Origin of the sequence: Mycobacterium sp. (genome assembly GCF_019243155.1) — a bacterium.
Classification (GTDB): Bacteria; Actinomycetota; Actinomycetes; order Mycobacteriales; family Mycobacteriaceae; genus Mycobacterium.
On record NZ_JAFAUS010000435.1, the window covers coordinates 1 to 5,031 of the forward strand.

The 5,031-nt window shown below is 64.8% G+C and carries 6 protein-coding genes; 4 read left to right on the plus strand and 2 right to left on the minus strand.

Going from position 1 to position 5,031, the window contains the following annotated elements; all coding sequences use genetic code 11:
* The first annotated feature begins 7 nt into the window (after positions 1-7).
* On the plus strand, positions 8-532 hold the full coding sequence (locus JOZ00_RS22535; protein ID WP_293348289.1) for a hypothetical protein: 525 nt from the start codon (positions 8-10) through the stop codon (positions 530-532).
* Positions 533-595: 63 nt separating this feature from the next.
* Positions 596-880 carry a hypothetical protein gene (locus tag JOZ00_RS22540; RefSeq protein WP_293348274.1) on the plus strand — a complete coding sequence of 95 codons (285 nt, stop codon included), beginning with the start codon at positions 596-598 and terminating at the stop codon, positions 878-880.
* A 206-nt stretch (positions 881-1,086) separates the two neighbouring features.
* On the opposite strand, the gene JOZ00_RS22545 is transcribed toward JOZ00_RS22540, so the two are convergent.
* Both JOZ00_RS22545 and JOZ00_RS22550 read right to left on the minus strand, forming a co-directional pair.
* Entirely contained in the window at positions 1,087-2,082 is a 996-nt protein-coding gene (locus tag JOZ00_RS22545) for a glycoside hydrolase family 6 protein (RefSeq protein WP_293348277.1), read from the minus strand.
* A 123-nt stretch (positions 2,083-2,205) separates the two neighbouring features.
* Positions 2,206-3,612 carry an aldehyde dehydrogenase family protein gene (locus tag JOZ00_RS22550; RefSeq protein ID WP_293348280.1) on the minus strand — a complete coding sequence of 469 codons (1,407 nt, stop codon included), beginning with the start codon at positions 3,610-3,612 and terminating at the stop codon, positions 2,206-2,208.
* Positions 3,613-3,783: 171 nt separating this feature from the next.
* On the opposite strand from JOZ00_RS22550, the gene JOZ00_RS22555 reads away from it, so the two are divergent.
* Positions 3,784-4,785 (plus strand): AAA family ATPase, encoded by a 1,002-nt coding sequence (locus JOZ00_RS22555; RefSeq protein WP_293348283.1) that lies wholly within the window; start codon positions 3,784-3,786, stop codon positions 4,783-4,785.
* A 7-nt stretch (positions 4,786-4,792) separates the two neighbouring features.
* Positions 4,793-5,031 (plus strand): DUF58 domain-containing protein (locus tag JOZ00_RS22560; RefSeq protein WP_293348286.1); only part of this gene is annotated, 239 nt, incomplete at its 3' end.

Genomic DNA, 5,031 nt, shown 5'->3' on the forward strand with positions numbered 1-5,031 from the left:
TACCCCGTTGAGCGCAGCGGTTGCGACATTGCTGGCGATAACCGCGTGCGTGACAGCGCCTCTCGGCAACGCCGACCCCACAACCCAACAGTCACCGTTCCCGACCGAAAAGGCCGGGACGACAATTCATGTCACGGAGTACAGCACCGCGACCGCCGACGTCACGGTCAACAACGCGAACTGGATCTCGTCCGGCTGTTCCGGAGGTGGCGGCTGCAACGTCATCGAGCTCACCATTGTCGGCAAATCCGACACACAATTCAGCTACAACGAGAGGTCCATCACCGCCGCTTCTTCGCCATGGAGGCAAGATCCATACCGCGATATCCAAGGCGGTTCGTCGATGGTCGATTATCAGAAGATCAATAAGACGCCACCTTTGCGTTCGGGCGCCGTCACCAATGGTCAAACCGCCCACGGATATATCGCCTACGACAGCACCGTGAAGCAGGGCGACTTTTACATCGAGTTCAACGACCCCAACGCTCCGGCGGCACCCACCCCGTTGGCGGGCTGGAAAGTCCATACCTAACTGAGATGTGGCTAGTAGCTGAGGGTTTCGCCGACAGCGCCTTTAGCCAGTACCCTGCTGCGTGTGCATGACGACGACTTCGACGACGAACTAGATAACGACGTGGCCGAACTCTCCGAGCCGGACGAGAACGCCCACACTCTGTCGATCCGACGCGCTGACGGGCGCGAAATCGTGACGATCTCCACGCTGGGGTCCGGGCAGCAGTGGGCGGTGTACATGCAACCGGGCGGCAAGGTGCAGAACGTCTACCTCGGCGATCCCGGAGACCCGAGTGTTTGGGTCGAGGCCGACGAGTACGACATCACCCGCGACGCAGACGGCACCTACGTCGTCACCGTCGATTAGCTCCAGTGCGGGGGGACTTCGCTACCCGGGCAGTCGGCGTGTTGGCAATTGACATGCCGCACTAACCTTCCGATGACCTTGCCGTCGCTGTCGTAGCGGTATTCGACTTTGGCCTCGGCTGACCGACGGCAGTGCGGGCAGACTTCCATTTCGGTTTTGAATTTCGGCATCGGGTCCTCCCGGTCACTCCGCGCCGCGCGAACCGGCTAGCCGTGGTGGGCCAGATCGATGGCGTACTGACTCACGAAGGTGCCCGCTGGCGGATCACCCTTGCCGCAGGTTCCGTCGGATTCGCCGGGGCGCTTGATCCATAAGTAGGCATCGGCGTGTGCGCCCGCGGTCGCTGCGGTGGGTGGGGTGCCCAGCGCGCGGCCGCTCGGGTTACACCAGTTGAGTTCGGAGTCGGGCGCCGGCCCGGCGCCGTTGCGCGACGTGTCGACCACATAGTGCGAACCATTCGTCAACCCGGAAATCGCTTCGCCGTAACCGATTTCGTCCTCGGTCGAGAAGAAATTCGCGGTATTGAGGCTGAACCCCCGCGCGTGGCCGACACCGGCCTGGTTGAGCCGGGCGGCCATGTCGTCGGCGCTATGCCAGCGTAGGTGCCCGGCGTCGACGTACACGGCCGCGTTCGGATCCTTGGTCAGCGTGTCGACGGCATAGCGAACCAGGTCGTAGCGCTCCTGGCGCTGATCGGCCGACAGGCAGTCGGCCATGGCGAGTGCATCGGGTTCGACGACGATCGCCACCCGCGAGGCGCCGATGCCCGATCCGATGCCGTCGATCCACGAGCGATAGTCGTCGCCCGACCCCATGCCGCCGGCAGCGAAGCTGCCACAGTCGCGGTGGGGGATTCCATAGATCGCGAGCACCGGGATGGCGCCGGCGCCATTCGCGTCGCCAACGTACTTGCCGACCGTGGCTGCCGAACCGCCCGGGACGATCCAGTTCGCCTGCGGCGTGTTGGCGATGGCGGTCAATTCGGCATTGGGCGGATTGGCGCCCTGCGCGGCGCGCATGGCCGCCGAGTTGGGGTTGATGTAGAACGGCGCCCCGGCCAACGGATCCCCGTCGCTGACCAAACGCATCGCCGGTGCCCGACCGACGTGCATCGGGTCCGCAAGAAAACCCGTGCCAAGAACCGCAATTGTCAGGAATGGAGCGATCCACCGCGTCACTGCACCAGCAGCTGAGAACGTCACGTCAGAAAAGTTAGTGCGCCTGAACATCGAGCGCCAACGCGGGGGGCCGCGAGCGCAACTCCACTGCGGAAAATCAGCCCGATTTCCGCGGTGACGTTACGCTCGGCGAAACCCAGGCCCGACCTAAAGGCCGATGTAGACCGCCTTGGTGTTGAAGTACGCCTCGATGCCCTTGCGGCCACGCTCGCCGCCCCAACCCGACTGCTTGTGGCCGCTGATCGGCATCGACGGGTCGGCCGCGAGCGAGGAGTTCACCCAAATCTGGCCTGCGCGAAGCTCATTCACGACACGATGGGCACGGCTGAGGTTCTCGGTCCAGATCGAGCCGGCCAGCCCGTAGTGCGTGTCGTTCGCGGCGGCGATCACCTCGTCCTCGTCGTCGAATGGGATCACACAGCCGACCGGCCCGAAGATCTCCTCTTTGATGAGCCGCATGTCGGGTGTGGTGTTGGTGACGATCGTCGCCTCGTAGAAGTAGCCCTTGCGGTCCATCGGCTTGCCGCCGGTGATCACCTGCGCGCCGCCGGCCACGCCGTCGTTCACGATGCCTTCGACGCGCTTGCGCTGCTTGTCGCTGATCAGCGGCCCCAGCACCGAGTCGGGGTCGTCGCTGCCACCCATCGGCAGCATCTGGGCGAACCCGGCCAGGCCTTCCACGACCTGGTCGTAGATGCCGCGCTGCACGTAGATCCGCGAGGTGCACGAGCAGTTCTGTCCCGAACCGGCGAGCAGGCCCATGCCCGCCCCCATGATGGCCTTGTCGAGGTTGGCGTCGTCGAACATGATCAGCGGCGACTTGCCGCCGAGCTCAAGGGTGAGCCGCTTGAGGTTGCCCGCGGCCGCCTTGACGATCAGCCGTCCGACTTCCGTCGACCCGGTGAACGAGATCTTGTCGATGCCCGGGTGCGCGGTCATCGTGGCGCCGGTGGTCTCCCCATAACCGGTGATGACGTTCAGGACGCCGTCGGGCAGGCCCGCCTCGCGGAAGATCTCCTCCAACTTCAGCGCGGTCAGCGGCGTCTCCTCGGCGGGTTTCAGCACCGCACTACAACCCGCGGCGAGCGCGGGAGCGACCTTGAGCATCGCGACGAAGAAGGGCCCGTTCCACGGGATGATGAGGCCGACGACGCCGACCGGCTCGAGCTGCGTGAAGGTGTGGTAGGTCTCCCAGGTACCGAGCAGACCGTCGGACACGAGGTTGGCCGACTCGCCGTGAATCTTGCCGACCCAGCCAGCGTAGTACTTCAGCATGTCGACCGACACCGGGATGATGTGCTTCGCGGCCGTCAGATTCATGCCGTTGTCTTGGCCTTCAAGCGCCGCGAGTTCTTCGGTGCGTTCCTCGATGATGCGCGCGGCGCGGAAGAGTACGTTCGCGCGATGCGACGCGGGCGCCTTGCGCCACACACCCGACTCGAAGGTTTCGCGCGCCCGCGCCACGGCCGCGTCGACGGCGGCCTGGTCCGAATCGGGGACTTCGGCGATCTGCTCTTCGTTGGACGGGTTGAAGACCGGAATGGTGGTAGTCACTGTCGTAATGGCCCCTTCGCGTGCGCGAATGCTTCGTTGCGCGACAGAGGTTACGCGCTTAACCAAGGGGTGTCCAGTACGTGTGGGGGCCTCAGCGGTACGCCCCTGCCCGGGTCCGTCACGGGCGGGCTGAGGTGTGGAAAAACGGCGCCCGGGTATTACAGCGTGGCTATGACTACAGCGCGGACACAGCCGGATCAACGCGAACTCGACGCCGCTCGAAGGATCGCGGACACCATCTCCATTGCGTTCACCGAAAAGATCGTCGGGCAGCGCGACTTACGAGAGTCGCTGCTGATCGGCCTGCTCACCGGCGGCCACATTCTTCTCGAAAGCGTCCCGGGCCTGGCGAAAACGACGGCCGCCAAGGTGCTCGCGGAGTCGATTCACGGTCGCTTTCAACGCATCCAGTGCACGCCCGACTTGCTGCCCAGCGACATCGTCGGCACGCAGATCTACGACTCGACGACCAACTCCTTCGTCACCCAACTGGGTCCGGTGCACGCCAACATTGTGCTGCTTGACGAGATCAACCGGTCGAGCGCGAAAACCCAGAGCGCGATGCTCGAGGCGATGGAGGAGCGGCAAACCACCATCGCCGGGCAGGTGCACCCCCTCGCAGATCCGTTCTTGGTGATCGCCACCCAGAATCCGGTCGACCAGGAAGGCACCTATCCGCTGTCAGAGGCGCAGACCGACCGATTCCTGCTCAAGGAGATCGTGCGCTACCCCTCTCCGCAGGAGGAGGTGGAAGTGATGACGCGGATCGACGCCGGCGTCTACGACAAGGGGCAGCCGACGGCGCCGGTGGTCGGCCTCGACGATGTGCTGCGTCTGCAGGACATGGTGCGCCACGTACACATGGACCGCGCGTTGATGCTCTACGCCAGCCAGCTAGTCGACGTGACCCGCCACCCCGCGCAGGCGTTGCCCAAGCAGATCGCACGCCTCGTCGAATACGGCGCCAGCCCACGCGCCACGATTGCGTTCTGCAAGGCGGCCCGCGCGAAGGCCCTGCTCTCCGGGCGCGCGCACGTGCTGCCCGAGGACATCGCGAAGCTCGCGCACCGGGTGCTCCGGCATCGGCTCATCCTCGGATTCGAAGCGGCCAGCGCGAATATCACCTCCGAGGTCGTCATCGACGCCGCGCTGCGCGCCGTGCGCGTGCCCTGAGGTCACCTTGGGCAAGCACCTCAACCGGGCCAAGGCCCACTTCGGCACCGACACCAGCGGTCTGCTCGAGGGCGGCCGCTACGCGCTATTGCACACGCGCAGTATGGAATTCGATGATCTGCGTCCGTATGTGCCCGGCGACGATGTGCGCGACATCGACTGGAAGGCCTCCGCGCGCTCGGGTGGCGTGCTGATCAAACGGTTCGTTTCCGAAAAGCATCACAAAATTCTGCTCGTCGCCGACGC